At 64.1% G+C, this 21,248-nt stretch carries 21 protein-coding genes; 20 read left to right on the top strand and 1 reads right to left on the bottom strand.

Going from position 1 to position 21,248, the window contains the following annotated elements:
* The first annotated feature begins 14 nt into the window (after positions 1–14).
* The 9 genes from AC6I1W_RS09935 (at position 15) to AC6I1W_RS09895 (ending at position 9,198) form a co-directional block, all read left to right on the top strand.
* On the top strand, positions 15–971 hold the full coding sequence (locus AC6I1W_RS09935) for an NAD kinase (RefSeq protein WP_171048576.1): 957 nt from the start codon (positions 15–17) through the stop codon (positions 969–971).
* Positions 968–2,647 (top strand): DNA repair protein RecN, encoded by a 1,680-nt coding sequence (gene recN, locus AC6I1W_RS09930; protein ID WP_065674024.1) that lies wholly within the window; start codon positions 968–970, stop codon positions 2,645–2,647. Before AC6I1W_RS09935 ends, recN begins: the two co-directional genes overlap by 4 nt.
* 75 nt (positions 2,648–2,722) lie before the next feature.
* Positions 2,723–4,423 (top strand): CTP synthase, encoded by a 1,701-nt coding sequence (gene pyrG / locus AC6I1W_RS09925; RefSeq protein ID WP_117189232.1) that lies wholly within the window; start codon positions 2,723–2,725, stop codon positions 4,421–4,423.
* Positions 4,420–5,079 carry an NUDIX domain-containing protein gene (locus AC6I1W_RS09920; protein ID WP_462552638.1) on the top strand — a complete coding sequence of 220 codons (660 nt, stop codon included), beginning with the start codon at positions 4,420–4,422 and terminating at the stop codon, positions 5,077–5,079. Before pyrG ends, AC6I1W_RS09920 begins: the two co-directional genes overlap by 4 nt.
* Positions 5,076–5,996: a site-specific tyrosine recombinase XerD gene (locus AC6I1W_RS09915; protein WP_065674027.1), complete on the top strand. Its 921-nt coding sequence runs from the start codon at positions 5,076–5,078 to the stop codon at positions 5,994–5,996. The genes AC6I1W_RS09920 and AC6I1W_RS09915 overlap by 4 nt, the downstream gene beginning before the upstream one ends.
* A gap of 96 nt (positions 5,997–6,092) precedes the next feature.
* The gene (locus AC6I1W_RS09910) at positions 6,093–7,010 is read left to right on the top strand and encodes a ParA family protein (RefSeq protein ID WP_065674028.1); all 918 of its coding nucleotides are present in this window, start codon (positions 6,093–6,095) and stop codon (positions 7,008–7,010) included.
* Positions 6,995–7,357, top strand: a complete 363-nt coding sequence (locus tag AC6I1W_RS09905) for a hypothetical protein (protein WP_065674029.1) — start codon at positions 6,995–6,997, stop codon at positions 7,355–7,357. Before AC6I1W_RS09910 ends, AC6I1W_RS09905 begins: the two co-directional genes overlap by 16 nt.
* 17 nt (positions 7,358–7,374) lie before the next feature.
* Positions 7,375–8,112, top strand: coding sequence for a pseudouridine synthase (locus AC6I1W_RS09900; RefSeq protein ID WP_016667813.1), 738 nt, complete (start codon positions 7,375–7,377; stop codon positions 8,110–8,112).
* 9 nt (positions 8,113–8,121) lie between these two features.
* Positions 8,122–9,198 carry an FKBP-type peptidyl-prolyl cis-trans isomerase gene (locus AC6I1W_RS09895; protein WP_311734330.1) on the top strand — a complete coding sequence of 359 codons (1,077 nt, stop codon included), beginning with the start codon at positions 8,122–8,124 and terminating at the stop codon, positions 9,196–9,198.
* Positions 9,199–9,246: 48 nt separating this feature from the next.
* On the opposite strand, the gene gluQRS is transcribed toward AC6I1W_RS09895, so the two are convergent.
* On the bottom strand, positions 9,247–10,278 hold the full coding sequence (gene gluQRS / locus AC6I1W_RS09890; protein ID WP_117189228.1) for a tRNA glutamyl-Q(34) synthetase GluQRS: 1,032 nt from the start codon (positions 10,276–10,278) through the stop codon (positions 9,247–9,249).
* Positions 10,279–10,323: 45 nt separating this feature from the next.
* Between gluQRS and AC6I1W_RS09885 the strand changes: the two genes are divergently transcribed.
* From AC6I1W_RS09885 to ilvN, 11 genes are all read left to right on the top strand, one after another.
* On the top strand, positions 10,324–11,286 hold the full coding sequence (locus AC6I1W_RS09885; protein ID WP_015582539.1) for a helix-turn-helix transcriptional regulator: 963 nt from the start codon (positions 10,324–10,326) through the stop codon (positions 11,284–11,286).
* Entirely contained in the window at positions 11,283–12,251 is a 969-nt protein-coding gene (locus tag AC6I1W_RS09880; protein ID WP_065674031.1) for a WYL domain-containing protein, read from the top strand. Before AC6I1W_RS09885 ends, AC6I1W_RS09880 begins: the two co-directional genes overlap by 4 nt.
* A 1-nt stretch (position 12,252) precedes the next feature.
* Positions 12,253–12,456, top strand: coding sequence for a hypothetical protein (locus AC6I1W_RS09875; protein ID WP_004810945.1), 204 nt, complete (start codon positions 12,253–12,255; stop codon positions 12,454–12,456).
* Between the two features lie 92 nt (positions 12,457–12,548).
* Positions 12,549–12,782 carry a twin-arginine translocase TatA/TatE family subunit gene (locus AC6I1W_RS09870; protein WP_004810948.1) on the top strand — a complete coding sequence of 78 codons (234 nt, stop codon included), beginning with the start codon at positions 12,549–12,551 and terminating at the stop codon, positions 12,780–12,782.
* A gap of 8 nt (positions 12,783–12,790) precedes the next feature.
* On the top strand, positions 12,791–13,684 hold the full coding sequence (gene tatC, locus AC6I1W_RS09865; RefSeq protein WP_065674033.1) for a twin-arginine translocase subunit TatC: 894 nt from the start codon (positions 12,791–12,793) through the stop codon (positions 13,682–13,684).
* A gap of 38 nt (positions 13,685–13,722) precedes the next feature.
* Positions 13,723–14,616, top strand: coding sequence for a diacylglycerol/lipid kinase family protein (locus tag AC6I1W_RS09860; RefSeq protein WP_117189226.1), 894 nt, complete (start codon positions 13,723–13,725; stop codon positions 14,614–14,616).
* A 29-nt stretch (positions 14,617–14,645) separates the two neighbouring features.
* On the top strand, positions 14,646–17,405 hold the full coding sequence (locus AC6I1W_RS09855; protein ID WP_117189224.1) for a DEAD/DEAH box helicase: 2,760 nt from the start codon (positions 14,646–14,648) through the stop codon (positions 17,403–17,405).
* A 71-nt stretch (positions 17,406–17,476) separates the two neighbouring features.
* On the top strand, positions 17,477–18,238 hold the full coding sequence (gene hisF / locus AC6I1W_RS09850; RefSeq protein ID WP_016667809.1) for an imidazole glycerol phosphate synthase subunit HisF: 762 nt from the start codon (positions 17,477–17,479) through the stop codon (positions 18,236–18,238).
* 44 nt (positions 18,239–18,282) lie between these two features.
* Positions 18,283–18,693: an HIT family protein gene (locus tag AC6I1W_RS09845; protein ID WP_016667808.1), complete on the top strand. Its 411-nt coding sequence runs from the start codon at positions 18,283–18,285 to the stop codon at positions 18,691–18,693.
* Positions 18,694–18,900: 207 nt separating this feature from the next.
* Positions 18,901–20,733, top strand: coding sequence for an acetolactate synthase large subunit (locus tag AC6I1W_RS09840; protein WP_117189222.1), 1,833 nt, complete (start codon positions 18,901–18,903; stop codon positions 20,731–20,733).
* Positions 20,730–21,236: an acetolactate synthase small subunit gene (gene ilvN / locus AC6I1W_RS09835; RefSeq protein WP_004810963.1), complete on the top strand. Its 507-nt coding sequence runs from the start codon at positions 20,730–20,732 to the stop codon at positions 21,234–21,236. Before AC6I1W_RS09840 ends, ilvN begins: the two co-directional genes overlap by 4 nt.
* Positions 21,237–21,248 lie beyond the last annotated feature (12 nt).

Here is a 21,248-nt window from a genome sequence, read left to right as displayed (position 1 = left end):
CCGGACAGGTCACACTGGGCCGCTACTGTGGTGACGTGAACGACACGAGCCCTTCCAGATACGTTGTCGTCGTCACCCATGCCACTCGTGACGACGCCTTTGACGCGGCCGCCGAGTTCATCGCCGAGATGGATAGCAGGAACATTGGCTGCGCCGTTCCCGACGATCAGGTGGAACCGATGACGGAGAAGCTGCCCGGAATTCGGGTCCAGGCTCTCGGAGAGTTCACCCACGAGGCTGAGGTCGTCGTCGTCTTCGGCGGTGACGGTACGATCCTGAGGGCGGCGGAGTGGTCCCTCCCTCGGCACGTCCCCATGATCGGCGTCAACCTGGGACATGTCGGATTCCTGGCCGAATTGGAACGCTCCGACATGGCTGACCTGGTCAACAAGGTCTGTTCGCGCGAATACACCGTTGAGGACCGGCTGGTCCTCAAGATCGCCGTCACCGAGCATTCCGGTCAGCATCGCTGGAATTCGTTTGCCGTCAATGAGTTGTCCTTGGAGAAAGCAGCCCGACGCCGCATGCTCGACGTGTTGGCATCCGTCGACGAATTGCCCGTGCAGCGCTGGAGTTGTGATGGGATCCTCGTCTCCACTCCGACCGGCTCCACCGCCTATGCCTTCTCCGCCGGCGGCCCGGTCATGTGGCCCGATCTCGATGCCATGCTCATGGTGCCGCTCAGTGCCCATGCCCTCTTCGCTCGTCCCCTTGTCATGAGTCCAGCAGCTCGCGTCGACCTCGACATCCAGCCAGATGGTTCGGAATCCGCGGTGCTGTGGTGCGACGGACGCCGCTCCTGCACAGTGCGACCGGGGGAGAGGATCACCGTCGTGCGTCACCCCGATCGTTTGCGCATTGCCCGCCTGGCCGCACAACCCTTCACCTCCCGTCTGGTCAAGAAATTTGAGCTTCCGGTCAGTGGGTGGCGCCAGGGGCGCGGACGTAATCATCCGGGGGAGAGCTCGTGATTCTCAGTGTCCGGATTTGCGGGCTGGGTGTCATTGACGAGACTGTCTTCGAGCCTTCTTCCGCGTTGACAGCGGTGACCGGCGAGACGGGCGCCGGCAAGACGATGGTGGTCACCGGCATCGGCCTGCTGCTGGGGGACAAGGCCGACACCGGACTGGTTCGCCATGGTCGCGACCGAGCCGTCGTCGAGGCCGTTCTCGATGTTCCTGACGCTGATCGCATCAATGACCTGGGCGGAACCGTCGAGGACGGTGAGGTCATCTGCGCCCGACACATCACGACGCGTCGTTCCCGGGCTCTGCTGGGAGGGGCCCAGGTCGCCGCGAACCAGTTGGCGGAGGTCGTCGGGGAGCAGGTGACGATCCACGGACAGTCCGAGCAGGTTCGCCTCGTGGATGCATCGCGTCAGCTCGACGTCGTGGACCGTGCCGCTGGTAAGGAACTAGCCGCGCAGTTGGAGCGTCACTCCCAGTTATGGACGCAATTTCGCACCGCTTCCCAGCGTCTTCACCGCCTCAATGAGGATCGCGCCGGGGCCGAGATGGAGCGCGAGGTGCTGTCCCGACGGGTGGGAGAGGTCGACGCCGTCGATCCACAGCCCCATGAGGACGACGACCTCATCGCGGAGATGGCGGGGCTCCAAGCAGCTCAGTCGATTCGAGAATCGCTGCGCAGGGCCGATGTCCTCCTCAACGGTCTGGAGACGTCCACCGGGCCTCAACCGGGAACGCTGGCCCTCCTGGAACAGGCAGTTCACGAGCTCGACGGCACCGGGGACGTCGATCCGGAAGCTGCCGAACTGGCTGAGCGCGCTCGCCAGATGTCGTACGACCTGACAGACCTGGCCGCATCAGTGGCCGGCCATGCCGCCCGCGCCGAGTCCGATCCGCAGCGTCTCGAAGAACTGGGGGGACGGCTGGCGGCGATTCAGCGCTTGTTGAGGGCCCGCACGACGACCCTTGACGATCTGCTGGAGACCACCGCCGCGGATCGACAGCGTCTTGCCGAACTCGATCCCGCTGCCAATGATCTCGATGCCCTGGGACGTGAGGTGGAGAAGTTGCGCTCCCAGCTGCGGGAATCGGCCGACCGCATCAGTGCTGTGCGACGCCGGACCGCCGTCCGGTTGGCTGCCGAGGTGAAGCCGGAGTTGGCGGCCCTGGCCATGCCACACGCTCGGCTGGAGTTTCGCGTCGACCCTGCTCCCATGGGGCCGCGAGGTGCCGATGCCGTGACGATCATGCTGGCGTCCAACCCAGGTGCGGATCCGGCGCCGCTGTCCAAGGCGGCCTCAGGTGGTGAGTTGTCGCGAGTGAGGCTGGCCCTCGAGGTCGTCGCGGCACAGACCCAGTCCCCACAGACCTTCGTCTTCGACGAGATCGACTCCGGTGTCGGAGGTGCGGTCGGCATCGAGATTGGGCGGCGACTGCGTCAACTGGCACGTCGTCACCAAGTCGTCGTCGTCACCCACCTGGCCCAGGTCGCCGCCTTCGCCGACACCCATGTCGTCATCACGAAGGCTTCCGACGGAGCCGTCACCAGCTCTGGTCTGAGAGAGGTCGGCGGGTCCGAGCGCGAGATCGAGTTGTCCCGGATGATGAGCGGCATGGTCGACTCGGAGTCTGGTCTGGAGCACGCTCATGACCTGCTGCACGAGGTTGCGGGACAGGACTGACAAGGCCGTCGCCGACTGTCCGCCAGCCGGGCCGCTTTGGCCGAGACCTTGGGCCATCCGTTAGGCTGGAGGTCCGTGGGCACCGACAATCACTCCAGCAAGCACGTTTTCGTCACCGGAGGAGTCGTCTCCTCCTTGGGAAAGGGGCTCACGGCCTCCTCCCTCGGGTCTCTTCTCAAGGCTCGTGGCCTCAAGGTCACGATGCAGAAGCTGGACCCCTACCTCAACGTCGATCCGGGAACGATGAACCCGTTCCAGCATGGTGAGGTCTTCGTCACCGAGGACGGTGCCGAGACCGACCTGGACATCGGCCACTACGAGCGATTCCTCAATGAGAACCTGTCTGGCCAGGCCAACGTCACCACCGGCAAGGTCTACTCCGCCGTGATCGCCAAGGAACGTCGTGGTGACTACTTGGGCGACACGGTTCAGGTCATTCCTCACATCACCAACGAGATCAAGGAACGCATGTTGGCGATGGAGGAGGGTAACCCCGACGTCGTCATCCATGAGATCGGCGGCACCGTGGGTGACATCGAGTCTCTGCCCTTCCTCGAGGCTGCCCGTCAGGTTCGGCACGAGATCGGCCGGGAGAACGTCTTTTTCCTGCACGTCTCCCTGGTTCCCTACATCAAGCCGTCCGGTGAGATGAAGACCAAGCCCACCCAGCACTCCGTGGCAGCCCTGCGGGAGGTTGGTATCCAGCCCGACGCCATCGTCTGCCGTTCCGAGCGCCCGCTGGGCAAGGGCATCAAGTCGAAGATCGCCCTCATGTGTGACGTCGAGGGCCCGGCCGTCGTGTCCTGTCCGGATGCCCCGTCGATCTACCTCATCCCCAAGGTCCTGCACCGCGAGGGCTTGGACGCCTACGTCGTGCAGAAACTCAGCCTGTTCTTCCGCGACGTCGACTGGACGACTTGGGAAGACCTGCTCGACCGAGTCCGCAAGCCGCGCAACGAGGTGACGGTGGCCCTGGTCGGCAAGTACATCGACCTGCCGGACGCCTACCTGTCGGTGACGGAGGCCCTGCGTGCCGGAGGATTTGCCAACAAGGCCAAGGCCAACGTGGTGTGGGTGGCCTCGGACTCCTGCGTGACCCCTGAGGGCGCTGCACAGCAGCTCAAGGACGCTGACGCCATCTGTGTCCCGGGCGGATTCGGCATCCGTGGGGTCGAGGGCAAGATCGGTGCCATTCGCTACGCCCGCGAGCACAAGGTGCCCTTCCTGGGCCTGTGCCTGGGCATGCAATGCGCGGTTATCGAGGTCGCCCGGGACCTGGCCGGTATCGAGAACGCTGCCTCCAGTGAGTTTGACCCACAGACCACCGACCCGGTCATCGCGACGATGGCCGAGCAGGTCGACGCCGTCTCCGGCAAGGGAGATCTGGGCGGCACTATGCGCCTGGGGGCCTACCCCGCCAAGCTCGCCAAGGATTCCCTGGTGGCCGAGCTCTATGGCACGACGACGGTCTCCGAGCGTCACCGGCACCGCTACGAGGTCAACAACGCTTACCGAGATTGCCTCGAGCAGGTAGGTCTGAGGATCAGCGGCACCTCTCCTGACGGCGGTCTGGCGGAGTTCGTGGAACTCGACCGCGAGGCTCATCCGTACTTCGTCGCCACCCAGGCCCATCCGGAGCTCAAGTCGCGCCCGACGCACGCCCACCCGCTGTTCCGTGGGCTCGTCGCCGCTGCTGTCGAGCATGCCAAGGCTACTGCCAAGGAAGCCCCCAAGGAGACAGCCAAGGACGTAGCCAAAAAGGAGGCCGACAAGTGAGCCAGGAGCGCTGGGACCGCGACGGGTGCTGGCAGGTCGTTGACCACCAGGTGAAGGCCACCGGTCGGGTGTGCAACTTCGTCGATGACGCTGTCGTCACCCCGTCCGGGGAGCACATCAATCGTCAGTACATGAGCCATCCCGGCGCGGTGGGCATCATCGCCCTCGATGACCAGGACCGCGTCGCGGTGGTGAGGCAGTACCGTCATCCGGTGCGCATGGTTCTCGTCGAGCCGCCTGCCGGTCTGCTCGACGTCGACGGCGAGGACTTCCTGGTGGCAGCTCAGCGGGAGCTGGCCGAGGAGGCCATGCTCGCTGCCGATGACTGGCGCATCCTCGTCGACATCGTCACCACCCCGGGCGGATGCCAGGAATCCTTGCGGATCTACCTGGCTCGTGGGCTTCACGAGGCGCCTCGTCCCGAAGGTTTCGTGTTGGAGGGTGAGGAAGTGTCGATGAAAGCTGGCTGGGAGCCGCTGGACGACCTCGTCGAGGCGATCTACGCCGGACAGTGCCAGTCACCGACCCTGGTGACCGGGGTCATGGCCCTTGAACTGGCTCGTCGCACTGGCCGGATCGACCAGCTGCGTCCTGCCGATTCGCCGTGGCCAATTCGTGAGCGCCCCGGTGGCATCAACGGAGCCCTTGCCGAGTGAGGTCGACCGTCGGTGAGCAGGTCGAGGACTACCTGCGTCACCTCGTCGTGGAGCGAGGGTTGTCCGACAACACGGTCCAGGCTTACCGACGCGACCTCGCGCGCTATCAGGACTTCCTCGACTCGCGCGGGATCCGATCCCTCCCGGAGGTCACCCGCGTCGACGTCGAGGAATTCCGCCGCCATCTCGACGACCTGGGACTGGCCCCGGCATCGGTCACCCGATCTGTGGTTGCGGTGCGCAATCTCCATCGGTTTGCCGCAGGTGCCGGGCAGACTCCGACAGATGTGACGGCTGGCATCTCTCCGGGAACTCGCTCTCGTCGACTTCCCAAGGCCCTGTCCATGGATCAGGTCGAGGCGCTACTGGCGGCACCTGACACGGAGACCGTGGAAGGCCTGCGCGATGTGGCGTTACTGGAATTGCTCTACGGCACAGGTGCGCGTGTCTCGGAGATCTGCGCCCTTGACGTCGACGACATTCGTCCCGTCCTGGACGATCCAGAACTCGGCTTGAGGCTTGTCGGCAAAGGAGACAAGGAACGCATCGTCCCGCTGGGGAACTATGCGGCGAAGGCGGTGAACGCATGGCTGGTGCGAGGACGTCCCTCCTGGGCCGGGGCCGGACATGGCGACCACGCCCTGCTCCTCAACACTCGTGGGCGGAGGTTGTCCCGGCAGTCAGCGTGGGCCGTCATTCGTCGCGCAGGCCAAGCCGCGGGTCTGGGTGTCGAGCACCTGTCACCGCACAGCTTGCGTCACTCCTACGCCACCCACCTGCTCGACGGTGGAGCCGATGTCCGAGTGGTGCAGGAACTCCTGGGGCATTCCTCGGTGACGACGACACAGATCTACACCCTGGTGACGGCCGACCATCTCAGGGAGGTGTACCGGTCCTCTCACCCCCGAGCCCTCTGAGGCCAGTCTCGAGGATGGGGTGAGGTTGTCAGGTTCGCCCACTATCGTTGGTGCGAGCATGGATTGTTGTCGTGACGTCGAGAGGAAGGCCACCACGTGTCCGAGACTGACCCCGAACCGCTGTTCCGTGTCCCCGGGCCGGGCCGAGAGGCCCAGGAGGCTGCCGAGAACTCCGTTGGTCCGACCGGACGCCCGCTTCCCGACCTTCCCGAGCCGACGCCGGTTCCCGACGGTCCGAAGCACGCCACCGTCATCTCGATGTGCAACCAGAAGGGTGGAGTCGGCAAGACGACGACAACCATCAACCTGGGTGCTGGACTGGCCGAATATGGCCGCAAGGTGTTGCTCGTCGACTTCGATCCGCAGGGATCCCTGTCGGTGGGGCTGGGAGTCAATCCACACACCCTGGAGAAATCGATCTACACCCTCCTGATGTCCCGGCGCGACGACGTTCATGACGTCATCCAGCCCACCGAGACCGAGGGTATGGATCTGCTACCGGCCAACATCGACCTTTCGGCGGCGGAGGTGCAGCTCGTCAGCGAGGTGGCCCGTGAGCAGACCCTCAAGCGGGTCATCGATCGTGTCCGTGGCGAGTACGACATGATCCTCATCGACTGCGCCCCGTCGCTGGGTCTGCTCACCATCAACGCCTTGACGGCTTCTGACTACGTCATCATGCCGCTGGAATGTGAGTTCTTCGCCCTGCGTGGTATCGCTCTGCTCACCGACACCATCGAGAAGGTGCAGGATCGCCTCAACCCGGATCTGGAAATCCTCGGCATCCTCGGCACGATGTTCGACCCGCGTACCCTGCATGCTCGGGAAGTCATGGAGCGCGTCGTCCAGGCCTTTGGCGAGGTCGTCTTCCACACCGTCATCAAGCGCACCATCAAGTTCCCCGAGACAACGGTGGCGGGGGAGCCGATCACCAGCTATGCCTCCTCGTCACCGGGCGCTCAGGCTTATCGTGATCTGGCCAAGGAGGTTCTGGCCCGATGCCGCGTCGAGTGAGCCTGCCGGGAGCCAACGAGCTCTTCCGGCCCACCGTCGGCAACCACGAACCGGAACGTGCGAAGGCCTCTAAGAACACGGAGACGAAAACTGCCAAGGCGTCCCCGCCGAGCGCATCGGGAGGGAAACGAGCTGGTAGCGGACGGATCCGCCACGATGAGAAGATCACCGTCTATGTCTCCACCGAGGAACTCATTGCTCTGGAGACCGCCAGGTTGGCCCTGCGATCCCAGGGAATCAACGCCGATCGTGGCCGTATCGTGCGCGCATCGGTAGCCATGGCCTTGGCCGATCTGGAGGAGAACGGCCAGGAATCCCGGCTAGCCCGTCTCCTCACCACTGACTGAACAACGCGAGGAAGAACATGAGCGACGAGCAAGGTATCCGGCTTCAGAAGGTGCTGGCCCAGGCGGGGCTGGCATCCCGCAGGGCTGCAGAAGAGATGATTGCGGCAGGACGAGTCGAGGTCAATGGTGAACTCATCATTGAGCAGGGACGACGTGTCGATCCGGAGCGCGACGAGATCCGCGTCGACGGGTCCCGTATACCTACTGCCCGACGTCACGTCTACTATGTGCTCAACAAGCCGCAGGGCGTCGTGTCCACGATGGACGATCCAGAAGGGCGCCCCTGTCTGTCAGACATCGAGGGAGTGCCACACGGCATTCGTCTGTTCCACGTCGGTCGTCTAGACACCGAGACCTCTGGACTCATACTGCTGACCAACGATGGTGAATTCTCCAACCGCATGACCCACCCGTCGTACAAGGTTCTCAAGACTTACCTGGCTGACGTCGAGGGTCGGGTCGATGACAAGGTCATTCGTCGCCTTACGAAAGGCATCACCCTGGAGGACGGTCCGGTCAAGCCCGATGCCGTGCGACTCGTGCAGGCCAACGATGAGCACTCCTTGGTCGAGGTGAGCCTTCACGAGGGCCGAAACCGCATCGTGCGCCGCATGATGGACTCGGTTGCCCACCCGGTGCGTCGGCTGTCCCGGACGGCGATCGGCCCGGTCAGACTAGGGCGTTTGGGACGTGGCGATATGCGCGAGCTCACGCGAGAGGAGCTGGGGCAGCTTCTCGACCTCGTCGAGTTGTGAGGCGCTTCAGTGGCAGGAATTGTGCTGAAGCATCCCTCGGGTAATCTCAGGCAGGTGAGTTCGAACAAGCATCGTCCGGTCAGCGCCGCGGCACTTGCCGCCGTACTGTGCGTGTCGTCACTGGCCCTCGCCTCCTGCAACAAGTCATCCTCCGACACCAAGCCGTCGCCGAGTGCCTCGGCAAGCGCCCCGGCCTCCGCCTCCGCGAGCGTGAAGGCCTCGGCTACTCCGACCAAGAAGCCGACCATGGTCACGAACCTTGATCGGATCAAGGTGTCCGGCGAGGACGGCAAGGCACCCAAGGTTGAGGGATCATGGCCGCTGGCCATCGCCAAGACCCAGTCCAAGGTGCTCAAGAAGGGCGACGGCGAGAAGGTCGACAAGAACGCCACTGTCAAGGTGAATTACCTTGGCGTCAACGGGCGTACCGGAAAGGTGTTCGACTCCTCCTACCAGCGTGGGTCAACCGTGGACTTCCCGCTGTCCCAGGTCGTCCCAGGATTTGCGAAGGGTCTCGCCGGCAAACATGAGGGCGATCGCGTCCTCATCATGATGCCGGGTTCTGACGCCTACGATTCCCAGGGTGGTGCCCCGCAGGCTGGCATCATGAAGGGTGATTCCCTCGTCTTCGTCGTCGACATCGTCGGTGTGCCGCTCACCAAGGCCAAGGGCGAGGCAGTGACCCCGGCGTCCGGCCTGCCAACCGTCAAGGAGGTTCATGGAGCCCCGGTCGTGACGATCGGCAACGCCAAGAAGCCGTCGAAGCTTGTCATCCAGCCCCTCACCAAGGGAGATGGCAAGAAGGTCACGGCCAAGGATGCGATTGACGTCAAGTACCGCACCTACGCCTGGTCCTCGAAGGAGCTCATCGAGGACGGGTTCTCCGGCGAGGCCGTCACCGGGTCCATGAACTCGGTCATCCCGGGGTGGAAGAAGGGCTTGGTGGGTCAGACGGTCGGTTCGCGCGTGATGCTCATCGTCCCGCCTGCCGATGCCTATCCGGAGGGCAACACCAATCCGCCCGTGAAGAAGGGCGAGACCTTGGTGTACGTCATCGATATTCTCTCGGCTCAGAAGGAGTCCTGAGGCACTGATTCGGCTGGTCCTGCCTGACAGGCCCGGCCGAATCAGTTGTCACAACTCGTCCACGGAGAGGACGGCGTCATTCCACCACCCCAACGGGCCATCGAGGGAAGCGGGATCCAGTGGGATGACCTCGGCCGGGGGTGAGGGCGGGGTCAGAGCCGCGGACCCGATGAGGTCATGCGGGTCGCTGACTTCTGGAAGCCCCAAGGACCGGCACAGCCACGCCATGATGCGGTTGCGGTCGATCCCCCCAGCCATGAGCCGGGTCAGTCCTGCTGCTCCCGCCGATTTGGAGAGACGCTCACCACCGGGGGCAGCGACGAGACCGGTGTGCGCATAGGTTGGGGCCTCGAAACCCAGCAGTGCGGCCAAGTGGGACTGACGCGGTGCCGATGACCACAGGTCCCGTGCCCGAACGACCTGGTCCACCCCCTGCAGTCCGTCGTCGACGACCACCGCGAGGTTGTATGCGGGGATGCCGTCGTTACGCACCAGAACGAGATCGTCGACTCGTCCTCGGCAATGTCCCCGAGCTAGGTCGGTGGCTTCGAAGGAGTCGACCTGGCTGGCCAGGCGGGTGGCGGGAGGACGTTTCGTCGCCCGTTCCTCGCGCTGTGGTGCAGTCACGGTTCGGCAGGTCCCCGGGTATGGACGCCAGTCGGCCTCGTTGGGGGCGGTGGCCGCTGCCGCGATCTCCTTGCGAGTGCAGAAGCAGGGGTAGGTGTCCAAGCCCGCGACGGCGTCGGCGTAGAGATCACGACGCTCCGACTGTCGGACCACTGGTCCGTCCCAGTCGATGCCAAGGATCTCCAGATCCCGTAACTGGGCCGCGGCGATGTTTCCGGCGGCCGCCACCCGTGCCTGATCCAGATCCTCGATGCGCACCACGAATCGCCGTCCCGAGGATCGAGCCAGCAACCAGGCCGCCAACGCGGTGCGGAGGTTCCCCAGGTGGAGGGTCGAGGTGGGGGACGGAGCGAATCGCCCCGCTGCCGCGGATGGCTGCGGAGAGGAATGGGTCGCGGCAAAATCGGTCACGAGCGGCAGTGTAGGCAAAAATTGTTGTGACGGAATGGGCATGCCCGCCCACATGGGTAGGCTGTGACGCTGGAAGGGAGGGTGCCGATGGCTGCGCAGCGTTCGGAGAGGTTGGTCAACCTCGTCATCGCTCTCCTGGTCACTGACCGTCCTCTCACTCGTGCCCAGCTGCGCGACATGATCGAGGACTACCGCAGGGTCTCCGAGGTCGCTTTCCAGCGCTCCTTCGAGCGCGACAAGGAGGAACTGCGTCGGATCGGCATCACCGTCGAGTCCGTGACCCTCGACACCTTCTTCGGCGACGAGGTCGGTTACCGCATCCCCCGTGCGGACGTCGAGCTACCTCCCGTGCAGTTCACCCAGGCCGAGGCCGACGCCCTGGCCACTGCGGCGAGGGTGTGGCGGGAGTCCGTTCTTGACGAGTCCTCCACCTCTGCGCTGGTGAAGCTGCGGGCTGCTGGTGTCGAGCCCGACACCGAGGCCGGTATTGCCACGCAGGTCGTCACGGGAGCTGACGCGCCGTCCTTCTCTGATCTGTGGCGGGCCACCATCGACCGGTCCCGGGTGAGGTTCGGGTACCGAGGTGGCAAACAGCGCACCGTCGATCCATGGCGAATGGCTCTGCGCCGGGGACGTTGGTACCTCGTTGGACGTGACGTGGACCGCGACGAGCCGCGACTGTTCCGTCTCTCGCGCATCAGTTCTGCGGTGACGACTGTGGGGGAGCCCGGTACCGTCACCAGTCCCGAACCTGAGGTCATTGAGGCCCACCTCAATCGCCTCGAACCGCCGGAGCCCGAGGAGGTCGACGTCACCATGGCCGTCGCTCCCGGTGTGCGTCTGGGAGTCATGACGACTCGTGCGGAGTGGGATGGACCCGTTCCTGAGGGGTACGAGGTCGTCACCGGCGGGTTTGGCGGATATGACGAGGCCGCCACCGCGGTGCTGCGCGCTGGTGGACGGATCATTCTGCTCGCCCCGGAGAAGGCCCGCACGGTGCTCGCCGATCGTATTCAGGCCGTCCTGCGGTTGGAGGAGGATGCCTCATGACCGCCCGTACTGACACCGCCAGACTGCTCGCGCTCATCCCGTATCTGCGTTCCCATCCCGGAGTCGCCGTCACCGAGGTCGCTAGGGTCTTCGGAGTGACCACCGACCGGGTGATCGCGGATCTCAAGATCCTGTGGATGGTCGGACTGCCCGGCGGCATGCCGGACGATCTCATCGACATCGACATGGATGCCGTCGACTCCGACGGCACCATTACGATCACCAATGCCGATGCCCTGCCACGCCCCATGCGTCTGACACCTGACGAGGCGTGGTCCCTGCTGGCCGCTCTGCAGGTCATCGCCGATCTGGCCGACGACACCGTTCGGCCTGCCGTGGCGTCGGCGGTCGAGAAGTTGCGCCAGGTCTGCCCGCAGTCCGGTCCGGATCCGGTCGAAGCCAGCGTGGAGGCCGATTACGACCCGCGTTCGGAATGGTTCACCGGAGCCTGCGCCAACAAGTGGCGCATCGAGATCGTCCACAAGCGAGGCGATGACCCCACCCCGCACACCCAGGTCGTCGATCCTGTCCGGGTGGAGGTTCGTGACGGTCATCGTTACCTCGTAGGGTGGTCGATGGCCCGCAAACAGTGGCGAACCTGGCGTCTGGATCGCATCGTGACAGGCAAGAGGGTGGGTCACGCCACAAATCATGGCCGTCCGCCCAAGACTCTTGAGTGGTTTTCCGATGTCGTCGATGAAGTGACACTGACCCTGGCCCCGCGTGCCGGATGGGTCGCCGAATACCACCCGGTGCGTCACGTCGAGAAGGATGGGGACGTGTGGAAGGTGACGTTCGCAGTCGCCTCACCGACCTGGCTCGCCGAGCTCATGGTGGGTCTGAGCCCCGATGTCCTCGCCGTAGATCCGCCTCGTGCGGCTGCTCCAGCGATTCAGCTGGCACGCGCGGCCGCCATCGCCAACGGTATTGAGGTGCCACAGCGTGAGGCTGGGGGCGAGTCCTGATATGTGGTGGATGTGGGTCCTTGTCCTCGCATTCGTCCTGTTTGTCGTGGAGATCGTGGTCGGCATGATCTGGTTGTGGCACAAGGTCGTCGCATTGCTGAGCGACGTGGAACGGACGACCAGTCGGCTCGACGAGTTGGCTCACGTCCTGGAGGATCTCGACACCACTGCTGGCAAGGAGTCGATGAGGCCCGATGTACGGTGAGCGTCGTGGTAGCCTGAACGCCGATCGTCGAGCTGGCGGCCCTCCTGTGTGGTGCGGGAAGGGTGCCAGCCAAGTCTGGAAGGAGAGCCTCAATGGCTCCTCTGCTCATCGCGAATGACATGACCATCATCATCATCGTCGTCCTCGCGCTTGTTCTCTTCGGTGGTTCCCGTATCGCCGGTGTTGGCAAGGGTGCCGGTCGCGCCATCCGTGAGTTCAAGGAAGAGACTGCCGGTCTCGACAAGGGCAAGGACAAGGAGGCCGAGAAGGACATCGAGGCCGTCGAGGCTGACGTCGTCAAGGATCAGAGCAAGCCGACCGAGTGAGTCAACTCATGGCCACGGATACTCCGGTCGAGCAAGCTGAGGTGGGGCAGACCGTCGGTGAGGAGCACCGTCGGTTTGCCCGATTTCGTCCGCCCGAGGCCGGGGAGGGCGGCACGATGTCTCTCCTGGATCATGTCCGGGAGCTTCGCTACCGAATCATCGTGTCCTTCATCGCGGTTGTCATCACGAGCTCCGTGGCCTTCGTGTTCTACCGGCCGCTGGTCGAGATCGTCATGTATCCCTACCAGCAGGCCAGCGCCGCGATCAAGGAAAAGAATCCGACGGCCTCCTTGCAGGTCGTCAACAACGGTGTCGTCGCCCCGTTCGTGTTGAACATGAGGGTGGCCATCGTCGCCGGACTCATCGCAGCCTGTCCTGTCTGGTTGTACCAGATCTGGGCCTTCATCGTCCCTGGTCTTCTCGTCAACGAGAAGAAATGGGCGCTGCGATTCCTGGGATCGGCCATTCCGTTGTTCCTCATCGGCTCCGCGCTGGGATATTGGGTGCTGCCCAAGGGCATCGCCCTGATGTTGAACTTCACTCCCCACGGCATGGGCATCACCAACCTGCTGGACATGAATGCCTTCCTTGCGCTGGAGATTCGCGTCATCCTGCTGTTCGGGGTGAGCTTCCTGTTGCCGGTCGTGCTGGTCCTGCTCAACCTGGTCCACGTGTTGTCGTCTGCGCAGTTAAAGTCGGCGCGCAAGTGGTCCATCTTCGGCTTCTTCTGCCTTGGCGCCTTCGTCAATCCGTCCGGTGACCCGATCTCGATGTGTGCCCTCGCGGTACCACTGAGCGTGATGTACGTCATCGCCGAGTGGATCTGCCGCAGCAATGAGCGAAAGCGCAACACCGATGACCTGGGCATCGACAAATCCGAGTTCAACATTCAGATCGACTGATCCGTGCCCACCTCTGCGTCGCGGCAGGAGTGCGCCGCATGACAACCCGTCTGCTTGTCAATCCGGCCGCCGGTGGCGGCCGCGCTGATCGTCTCCAGCCCTGGGCGGCAGCACAGTTGCAGCGGGCCTTCGGTGACGTCGATGCCGTACACACCACCAGCTTTCAGAATGCCGACGAGGCATTGGCTGAGTTTGCGGCCACCGACGGTGAGGGGGACCGCGTCGTCGTCATGGGCGGAGACGGCATGGTCCACCTGGGACTCAACCATCTCGCAGGGACCAGGATCCGGCTCGCCATCGTGCCATCGGGAACCGGGAATGACTTTGCCTCGTCGGTGGGCCTGCCCTCCAGGGTTGACGATGCGATCAGGCACATCGTGGCTGATCAGCCCACTCGGATCGACCTCGCCGAGGTCACAGGTGCCGTGTACGGCGGGCATTGCTGGGTGGGATGCGTTGTCTCCACCGGGTACGACGCCATCGTCAACCGACGTACCAACCGCATGACGACGAAGTTCGGCCCGCTGAGTTACGGCTGGGTCGCGCTGTCAGCCCTGGCCGAGTTCACTCCCAGGCACTACCGGATCAGCATCGATGGGCAGGACCGAGAGCTCGACGCCATGCTCATCGCCGTCGGCAATGGCGGACACTTCGGTGGCGGGATGAGGGTCTGTCCGACGGCCAGCGTCGTCGACGGGTTGCTCGACATCACGATCATCCATGCCGTATCCCGCCGGACACTGCTCAGCTGCCTGCCCCTGCTGTACGCCGGCCGGTTCACCCATCTCGACTTCGTGGAGACCCTGCGCGCCCGACGCGTTGACATTGATGGAGATGACATGTTTGCGATGGCCGACGGAGAAGAGATCGGGGACGTTCCACTGACCGTCGTCGCTCGTTCATCCGCGGTCAACCTCGTCGGTCTGCCGTGACGGTCGTACCTGGCCGCTAGGTTGGAGGCATGAGCGAGACTCTTGACCGGTTCATCGCAGGGCTGTCCTTCGAACCTGACGACTACCAGGTGACGGCTTGTCAGGATCTCGACGACGGTGCCGGGGTCCTGGTCGCCGCGCCGACGGGGGCCGGTAAGACGGTGGTGGGCGAGTACGCCACTGACTTGGCTCTGGCCTCAGGTCTGAAGTGCTTCTACACCACCCCTATCAAGGCGCTGTCCAACCAGAAGTTCCATGATCTGGTGGCTCGTCACGGTGAGGACCAGGTGGGTCTGTTGACTGGTGACGTCACCATCAACTCGGAAGCTCCCGTTGTCGTCATGACGACTGAGGTGTTGCGGAATATGATCTACCGCAACTCCCACACCCTCGACACCCTGGGTTGGGTCGTGCTCGACGAGGTGCACTACCTGGCTGATCGTTTCCGTGGCCCGGTCTGGGAGGAAGTCATCCTCGGTCTGGACCCGCAGGTCAAGATCGTCGGACTCTCGGCGACCGTGTCCAACGCGGAGGAATTCGGGGAGTGGCTGGACGAGGTGCGCGGGGACGTTCGTGTCGTCGTCTCCGAGCGTCGCCCCGTCCCGTTGACCCAGCACGTGGCCGTTGGATGGCGACTCCATGATCTCTTTGGCGACAGGCGTCTCACCGACGTCAATCCGGAGCTGATCTCCATCGCCAAGGAGGAGTCCAGATTCCAGCGGGACGACTCCCGTCGTCCCCGAGGCCGCTCTGGCAAGGGGAAACGCAATGTCTCCTATGGCAGTGGCCGGTTCGGCGGAGCCTCCGCCCAGCGTCGAGGACGAGGCGGACGTGACAAGCCGCGCGGTCCTCGTAACCAACCCAGTCGCATTCAGGTCGTGCGGTCCCTCCAGAGGGCCAATCTGCTGCCCGCCATCATCTTCGTGTTCTCCCGGGCCGGATGTGACGCCGCCGTCAGCCAATTACTCAACACCGACCTGGTCCTCACGAGCCAGCGGGAGGCCCGCCAACTGCGCCGGATCGCTGAGCGCCACGGCGAGGGATTGACAGACGAGGAGCGTCGAGCGGTGGGCTGGAACCACTTCGTGGCGGCCTTCGAGCGCGGTATCGCCGCTCACCACGCAGGACTGCTGCCGGTGCTCAAGGCCATCGTCGAGGAAGGGTTTGTCGCAGGGCTCCTCAAGGTCGTCATCGCCACGGAGACGCTGGCTCTGGGTATCAACATGCCTGCTCGCACCGTCGTGCTGGAAAAGCTCGTCAAGTACAACGGACAGACCCATGCCGACATCACACCGGGCGAGTACACCCAGCTCACCGGTCGCGCCGGACGCCGCGGCATCGACACCCAGGGACATGCGGTGGTGTGCTGGCAAGCTGGGATGGATCCCCGTGCGGTGGCCGGTCTGGCGTCGCGACGGACGTATCCGCTCAACTCGGCCTTCGTCCCGACCTACAACATGGCCGTTAACCTCGTCGGATCGATGGGACGCGAGAAGGCCCGTGACTTGCTGGAACACTCCTTCGCCCAGTTCCAGACCGATCGCAGGCTGGGTGGTTCGGCAGTACGGAGCCGTAAGACCCAGTCCGAGATCGACGCCTACCTGAAAGCGGCCCACTGCGAGCACGGCGATTTCGCGGAGTACGCCCGCATGCGTGAGGAGATCGGCGAGCTGGAGCATGAGCAGGCTCGGCTGCGCAAGGGGGAACGGCCCAGCCAGGTCGCCGATTCCCTGTCCCGTCTCGACTCGGGTGACGTCATCGCGGTGCCGTCCGGTCCGTACGCCGGGTGGGTTGTCGTCGTCGACCCCGGTACTCACGGAAAACGGGGTAAGCGTCCGCATCCACTTGTCATGACCCCGGGCCGCACCGTGATTCGCCTAGGTCATGAGGACGTCGACGCCCCCGTCAAGCGGGTTGCCGGGGTCACGGTTCCGCGCCATTTTCACCCAGGAAATCAGGCCGATCGTCGATCCCTGGGTAAGGCCCTCGATCGAGTCCTTGACGGTCTGGGGCAGCCGGTCATCCAACCGAAACGTCCCGAGGTGGACGCGGAACTGGCCGAGCGCATCCGTGAGCTGAGGGCTCGGATGAGGCAGCATCCCTGCCATTCCTGCCCGGATCGGGAATCCCACGCTCGCTTTGCCGAGCGTGCCATGAGGCTGTCGCGTCGCAGCGAGCGAGAGTTGGCGAAAGCGCGGGCCAAAGCCACGTCGATCGCTACCCAGTTCGAGCGGATCGTGCTCGTCCTGGAGGCACTGGGATACCTCGGTGAAGGGGGCCAGGACGTCACCGACGCCGGCCGAATGTTGTCGGGGATCTACTCCGAACTCGACCTCGTGACGGCCGAGGCCATTCGGCGTGGTGTCTTCGACAAACTGGACTACCCCCAGCTGGCCGCGGTGTTGTCGACCATCGTCCACGAATCTCGTCCTGGTGATCGTGGCCACCTGCACCGCATGCCCGACCATGGCAGCGAGTCGGCGGAATCCCAGCTCCGAGCCGTGCGAGCCGAAATCGGCCTGCTGGAGCGCGATCACCGTATCGAGCGTCCTCGCGATCTCGACATCGGATTCGCGGAGATGGCCTATGCCTGGGCTGCTGGGGCCGGGTTGGAAACGGTGCTCGATGACATGAGTGCCGGTGACTTCGTGCGCCGGGTGCGCCAGGTCTGTGATCTGGCGGGCCAGATCGCTCATGCCGGAGTCTCTGAGGAGCTTGCCCACACCTGCCGTCAGGTGGTCGGTGCCATGCAGCGCGGGGTCGTCACCATGGACCGCGAGGAGGAGTGAGACCGCCGCTCACCCCCGACGGCACCTGCTCACCCCCTGGGCCAAGGGGCCACGCCCGGTAGCCTGTGGCCATGGCTGTGGCTGTGCGTGTCATCCCGTGTCTCGACGTCAAAGACGGACGAGTCGTCAAGGGCGTCAACTTCGTCGGTCTGCGCGACGCCGGTGATCCGGTGGAATTGGCGGCTGAGTACGGACGCCTGGGTGCTGACGAGGTGACCTTTCTTGACATCTCCGCCTCGAGCGAGGGACGAGCCACCACCCGCGAGGTGGTGACCCGCTGCGCCGAGACGGTTTTCGTGCCCCTCACGGTGGGCGGCGGGGTACGCGGGGTTGACGACGTCGACGTCCTGCTGCGCTCGGGTGCCGACAAGGTGGGGATCAACACCGGAGCCATCGCCAACCCGGGGATCATCGACGAGGTCGCCGACCGATTCGGCAACCAGGTCATCGTGCTGTCGGTCGACGCACGACGGGAACCAGACCAGCCCTCCGGATTCGGGGTGACCACCCACGGTGGAAGCCGTTCGGCCGGTCTTGATGCCGTTGAGTGGGCGCGTCAAGCCGTCGACCGAGGAGCCGGAGAGGTCCTGCTCAACTCCATGGACGCTGACGGCACCACGGATGGTTTCGACATCGAGATGATCGAGGCGGTACGCCGGGCAGTCGACGTCCCACTCATCGCCTCGGGCGGGGCCGGCAAGGTGTCTGACTTCGTCGAGGCGGTGCGAGCCGGTGCCGACGCCGTCCTGGCTGCATCGGTGTTTCACTACCGCACCCTGACGATTGCCCAGGTCAAGGACGGCTTGCGCGAGGCCGGTTTCGAGGTCCGCTGAGCGAACATCGTCATTAGGGAGAGCTGTTGTGGTAGTCATGATTCATGGACTGCCTTTTCTGCTCAATTGCTGCGGGGGACATCCCTGCGACGATCGTTGATTCCGACGACATCTCGGTCGCATTCCTCGACATCGAGCCCTTCCAGGATGGCCACACCCTCGTCATCCCGCGGAAGCATGTCACGAGCGTTCTCGACGATGACGGGGAGTTGGCTCGTATCAGCCCGATGGTGACGAAGGTGGCTCGGCGTCTCGTCGATTCGCTGGGAGCATCCGGGGTCAACATCGTCTCCAACGCGGGTGAAGTCGCTGGTCAGAGCGTCCATCATCTTCACGTCCATGTCGTTCCGCGGTATGACCGCGAGCCCGGGATCAATGCCATTCGTTCGACCATGCCGCGACGCCCGGTCGAGGAGGTTGCTGCCATGGTGACCGGAGAGCCGAACAGAAGATAGTCCACAATATGGGACGTTTGTCCGAATTGGTTGACGGCTGGCCGCTCATGCACGAAGCTCAAAGGCATGAACGGCCAGCTTCTTGTTATTGGTTAGCGTCCTCATCCTCGGATAGGACGCTCCCTCGTGTGCCACCTCGGCAGCGAGGGTTTTTTCTTGTCCAGGATCTTGGCAGCGCCAATGAAGGGCACCGTTTCGCAACCACGGATGGAGGATGGCATGACCGAGAAATCCCGGCATCAACAGATGATGACTGGCGCACAGATCGTCATCGAGAGCCTCGAGAAGCTCGGTGCCGAGGTTGTCTTCGGACTTCCCGGTGGTGCGATCATGCCAACCTATGATCCGCTGATGGATTCCGCGAGGGTGCGGCACATCCTGGTGCGCCATGAACAGGGAGCTGGCCATGCCGCAGAGGGGTACGCAGTCGCCACCGGAAAGGTGGGTGTGTGCATGGCGACCTCGGGGCCAGGCGCGACCAACCTCGTCACCCCGCTCTACGACGCCTACCTGGATTCGGTGCCACTGGTGGCCGTCACTGGTCAGGTCGGTACCACCCTCATCGGAACTGACGGTTTCCAGGAGGCCGACATACGCGGCATCACGATGCCGATCACCAAGCACAACTTCCTCATCACCCGTGCCGAGGACATCCCGTTGGCGATGGCCGAGGCCTTCCACATCGCGTCGACCGGACGACCCGGCCCGGTCCTGATCGACATCACCAAGGACGCCCAGACCTCGGTCGTCCCGTTCACGTGGCCCAAGCAGTTCGACCTGCCTGGCTACAAGCCGACGACTCGTCCCCACGGCAGGCAGATCAAGGAGGCGACCGACCTCATCCGTGCCGCTCGTCGTCCGGTGCTCTACATCGGTGGCGGCGTCGCCAAGGCCGAGGGTGCGGGCGAACTGGCTCGGTTGGTCGACATGACGAGCATCCCGGTCGCAACTACCTTGATGGCCCGCGACGTCTTACCGGCCACACATCCGTTGGCCCTCGGCATGCCCGGCATGCACGGCTCGGTGGCTGCCGTCGGGGCGTTGCAGCGCGCTGACCTCCTCATCGCCGTTGGCACTCGGTTCGACGACCGTGTCACCGGGCGTCTCGACACCTTCGCTCCCGGCGCCAAGGTCATCCACGCCGACATCGATCCGGCTGAGATCGGCAAGAATCGTCATGCCGATGTCCCGATTGTCGGGGACGCAAGGCTGACCCTGTCGCGCTTGGCGGAGTCCCTGGAGGGCAAGGAACTGCCCGATATCTCCAACTGGGTGCGTCAGCTGCAGCGGATGAAGGAGATCTACGCGCCGTCGTGGGAAGAGGTGCCCGAGGGCGAGATTTCCCCGCAACAGGTCATCCAGCGCATCGGCGCCCTGGCACCCGAGGACAGCGTGTTCGTGACGGGTGTGGGCCAGCACCAGATGTGGGCCTCCCACTTCCTGCCGCACGACAAGCCACGCTCCTGGTTGACCTCCGGCGGCGCCGGAACGATGGGGTACTGCATCCCGGCAGCCTTGGGTGCCAAGGTCGGGCGTCCTGATGCCACCGTGTGGGGTATTGACGGTGATGGCTGCTTCCAGATGACCAACCAGGAGCTCGTCACGGCCGCCCTCAACGGTGCACCGGTCAAGATCGCCATCATCAACAACAACGTGCTCGGCATGGTGCGTCAGTGGCAGAACCTCTTCTTCGACTCCAGGTTCTCCCACACTGACCTGCACTCCGACCGTCTGCCGGACTTCGTCAAGCTCGCCGAGGCGATGGGCTGTGCGGCCTTCCGCGTGACCGATCCAGACAAGGTCGACGAGACGATCAAGACTGCCAATGAGATCAACGACCGTCCGGTGGTCGTGGAGTTCGTCGTCCACACTGACGCCATGGTGTGGCCGATGGTGGCCGCCGGGACCAGCAACGACGACATCAAGATCGCTCGCGACATGGCTCCCGACTGGGGAGATGCCGGGGATGAGATCGCACCCGTCGATGACGAGGACGATGCGGACGACAGCGGACGACAGAACCGAGGAGAACTGAGATGACCAGACACGTGCTGTCGGTGTTGGTGACGAACCGTCCGGGCGTGCTGACCCGGGTGTCGGGCCTGTTCGCCCGCCGGGGATACAACATCGAGTCCCTGACCGTTTCGCCGACCGATGATCCCAGCGAGTCCCGGATGACGATCGGGGTGAGCGTCGTCTCCGCCCAGGCCCTCGAGCAGATCGTCAAGCAGCTCAACAAACTCATCGAGGTTCACAAGATTGTCGAGTTGGATCCCGGTGCGGTCACCCGTGAGCTCATCCTCGTCAAGGTGCGCTCCAACGTCGAGAATCGCTCCAAGATCATCGACACCGTCGAACTGTTCCGGGGCAAGACCGTCGACGTCTCACTGGAGTCACTGACGATCGAGGCGACCGGGGGACGTGAGAAGCTGGACGCATTGCTGCAGATGCTGGAGCCGTTCGGAATCATCGAACTCGTTCAGTCCGGACAGGTGGCCCTCAACCGTGGTGCCGCCGCTCTCGGGGCAAAACGCTCTGGGTGACCAGGAATTCCT

The sequence above is a fragment of the Cutibacterium sp. KB22876 genome (assembly GCF_059728865.1).
The sequence above is the reverse complement of the archived record's forward strand: the minus strand, read 5'-3'. Positions and strand labels throughout refer to the sequence as shown.

What these genes read in the sequence shown, in the direction of transcription:
- AC6I1W_RS09905 (WP_065674029.1), top strand. Translation starts at nt 6,995, where the DNA reads ATGCCGCGTCGAGTGAGCCTGCCGGGAGCCAACGAGCTCTTCCGGCCC.
- AC6I1W_RS09885 (WP_015582539.1), top strand. Translation starts at nt 10,324, where the DNA reads ATGGCTGCGCAGCGTTCGGAGAGGTTGGTCAACCTCGTCATCGCTCTC.
- gluQRS (WP_117189228.1), bottom strand. Translation starts at nt 10,278, where the DNA reads ATGCCCATTCCGTCACAACAATTTTTGCCTACACTGCCGCTCGTGACC.
- AC6I1W_RS09855 (WP_117189224.1), top strand. Translation starts at nt 14,646, where the DNA reads ATGAGCGAGACTCTTGACCGGTTCATCGCAGGGCTGTCCTTCGAACCT.
- AC6I1W_RS09900 (WP_016667813.1), top strand. Translation starts at nt 7,375, where the DNA reads ATGAGCGACGAGCAAGGTATCCGGCTTCAGAAGGTGCTGGCCCAGGCG.
- hisF (WP_016667809.1), top strand. Translation starts at nt 17,477, where the DNA reads ATGGCTGTGGCTGTGCGTGTCATCCCGTGTCTCGACGTCAAAGACGGA.
- tatC (WP_065674033.1), top strand. Translation starts at nt 12,791, where the DNA reads ATGGCCACGGATACTCCGGTCGAGCAAGCTGAGGTGGGGCAGACCGTC.
- AC6I1W_RS09840 (WP_117189222.1), top strand. Translation starts at nt 18,901, where the DNA reads ATGGAGGATGGCATGACCGAGAAATCCCGGCATCAACAGATGATGACT.
- AC6I1W_RS09875 (WP_004810945.1), top strand. Translation starts at nt 12,253, where the DNA reads ATGTGGTGGATGTGGGTCCTTGTCCTCGCATTCGTCCTGTTTGTCGTG.
- ilvN (WP_004810963.1), top strand. Translation starts at nt 20,730, where the DNA reads ATGACCAGACACGTGCTGTCGGTGTTGGTGACGAACCGTCCGGGCGTG.
- AC6I1W_RS09880 (WP_065674031.1), top strand. Translation starts at nt 11,283, where the DNA reads ATGACCGCCCGTACTGACACCGCCAGACTGCTCGCGCTCATCCCGTAT.
- AC6I1W_RS09860 (WP_117189226.1), top strand. Translation starts at nt 13,723, where the DNA reads ATGACAACCCGTCTGCTTGTCAATCCGGCCGCCGGTGGCGGCCGCGCT.
- AC6I1W_RS09870 (WP_004810948.1), top strand. Translation starts at nt 12,549, where the DNA reads ATGGCTCCTCTGCTCATCGCGAATGACATGACCATCATCATCATCGTC.
- AC6I1W_RS09845 (WP_016667808.1), top strand. Translation starts at nt 18,283, where the DNA reads ATGGACTGCCTTTTCTGCTCAATTGCTGCGGGGGACATCCCTGCGACG.